Genomic DNA, 2269 nt, shown 5'->3' with positions numbered 1-2269 from the left:
GACCGACCGCATCATCCCGGCGAAGCCGCCAAACAGTGGTTAAAGGAGCTCTACCAGGACAACCGCCTAATCGACGGAAGTTTCGAATTGTCGGGCCGCAAGGTTGACCTAAGATCAATCACCGCGCCCGTGCTCAACGTTTATGCGCTGGATGATCATATCATCCCGCCGGATTGCTCGCGCGCGTTGGGCGGCAAGATCGGTAGCGACGACTACACCGAAATTCCGCTCCCTGGCGGTCATGTTGGGCTGTTCGTCTCGAGCAAGTCGCAGGGCAAGTTGAGCCAGAGCATAGCGGACTGGCTGGTCGCCAGGGAATGAGGCGCGCTTATGAAGGATAAGATTGTTTCCGCCGACGAGGCGGTTGCCATCATTCGCGACCGGGACACGTTATGCACGTCGGGCTTCGTCGGCGTCGGCACTCCGGACGAATTGTTGCTGGCGTTGGAAAAACGGTACCGGGAGACGCGGCATCCCTCGGATCTCACGCTCCTGTTTGCCGCTGCGCCCGGTGATTCGAAGGATCGCGGATTGAACCGGCTTGCGCACGACGGCCTCATAAAGAGGGTGGTCGGCGGGCACTGGGCTTTGGTGCCGCGACTGGGCGAACTTGCACTTGCCAATCGCATCGAGGCTTACAACTTGCCTCTCGGGTGCATTTCGCATCTCTACCGCAGCATTGCCGCCGGCGGCCCCGGAACGATCACCAAAATCGGGTTGAGCACTTTTGTCGATCCGCGGCTTGAAGGGGGCAAGCTTAACGAGAAGACGACGGAAGACCTCGTCGAGCTCTTGACCATCGATAACGAGGAATGGCTGCGCTACAAGGCTTTCCCGATCAACGTGGCGCTGCTACGGGGAACGACCGCCGACCCGGCCGGGAACATCACGATGGAGCGGGAGGCTCTCACGCTCGATAACCTCGCGATGGCCATGGCGGCCAAAAATTCGCGCGGATTTGTCATCGTGCAGGTCGAAAGAATTGCCGCAGCCAACTCCCTGAACCCGCGCGAGGTGCAGATTCCGGGCATTCTGGTCGACTGCGTTGTGGTCGCCGAGGCAGAGAATCACGCGCAGACCTATGGTACGGCCTATAGTCACGCCTTCTCGGGCCGACAGCGCGTGCCAATGAACCGGATTTCGCCGCTTGAACTCGACGAACGAAAAATTATTGCGCGCCGATGCGCCTTCGAGCTTCCGCCGGGTGGCGTGGTCAATTTGGGCATCGGCATGCCAGAAGGGGTGGCCGCGGTAGCCGCAGAAGAGCACGTGCTGCAACATCTGACATTGACGGCAGAGCCCGGCGTCATCGGCGGAATGCCCCAGGGCGGATTGAATTTTGGCACGGCGCTTAACCCGGATGCGGTGATCCACCAGAATCAGCAATTCGATTTCTATGACGGTGGCGGCCTTGATCTGGCTTGTTTAGGCATGGCGCAGGCCGATGCGGCGGGAAACGTCAACGTGAGCCGGTTCTCGAAACGGCTCGCGGGCGCCGGTGGCTTCATCAACATCTCGCAAAGTGCGAAGAAAATCGTGTTTGCTGGAACATTCACCAGCGGTGGTCTGAAAATCGCGATCGAAGACGAGAAGGTGCACATCTTGCGAGAGGGGAGCTCGCGAAAGTTCATTAAAGAAGTAGAGCAGGTCACGTTCAGTGGTGATCGAGCGGCAGAAACTGGACAGGTCGTCCTCTATGTCACCGAGCGTTGTGTACTTGAGCGGACGCCGGCGGGGCTGGAATTAATTGAAATTGCTCTGGGGGTTGATCTTGATCGCGACGTTCTCGGGCAGATGGATTTTGAACCGCTGATGCGCAACGTCAGGCCCATGGATCCGCGCATTTTCCGCAATGCCCCTATGGGCCTGGACCACGCGCTGCTCGGCCGAAACCTTGCTGATCGCATCACCTACGACTCCGTGCGCAACATCCTTTTCGTAAACTTTGAGGGTTTTGAGGTCAGGACGGTGGAAGACGTTGACCGCATCCGAGGCGAGGTCGAACGGCGCTGCCGAGAAATCGCCAAACCAGTTGCTCTAATCGCGAGTTACGACGGTTTCTATCTCGATCCGATGGTGAGCGATACGTATTTCTCGATGATCGCCTATCTCGAGAAGCGTTATTACAGTTCGGCGTCTCGCTATACTACAAGTGCATTCATGCGGCTTAAACTCGGCGAGGCGCTCACGGAGCGCCATGTCGCTCCCCACATTTTCGAGACTCAGGCGGAAGCCCAACAATTTGCGCGATCGCAGCGCGTAACCTGAT

The 2269-nt window shown here is 58.3% G+C and carries 2 protein-coding genes; both read left to right on the top strand.

Going from position 1 to position 2269, the window contains the following annotated elements:
• The coding region (locus VLV32_07145; GenBank protein HUL41663.1) for a class III poly(R)-hydroxyalkanoic acid synthase subunit PhaC at nucleotides 1–321 on the top strand (321 nt) is incomplete at its 5' end.
• Nucleotides 322–330: 9 nt separating this feature from the next.
• Nucleotides 331–2268: an acyl CoA:acetate/3-ketoacid CoA transferase gene (locus tag VLV32_07140; protein ID HUL41662.1), complete on the top strand. Its 1938-nt coding sequence runs from the start codon at nucleotides 331–333 to the stop codon at nucleotides 2266–2268.
• Nucleotide 2269: the final 1 nt, after the last annotated feature.

This window comes from Burkholderiales bacterium, assembly GCA_035518095.1.
GTDB lineage: Bacteria > Pseudomonadota > Gammaproteobacteria > Burkholderiales > JAHFRG01 > JAHFRG01.
Note: the sequence above shows the minus strand (reverse complement) of the source record. Positions and strands in the feature narration are given on the sequence as shown.

What these genes read in the sequence shown, in the direction of transcription:
- VLV32_07140 (HUL41662.1), top strand. Translation starts at nt 331, where the DNA reads ATGAAGGATAAGATTGTTTCCGCCGACGAGGCGGTTGCCATCATTCGC.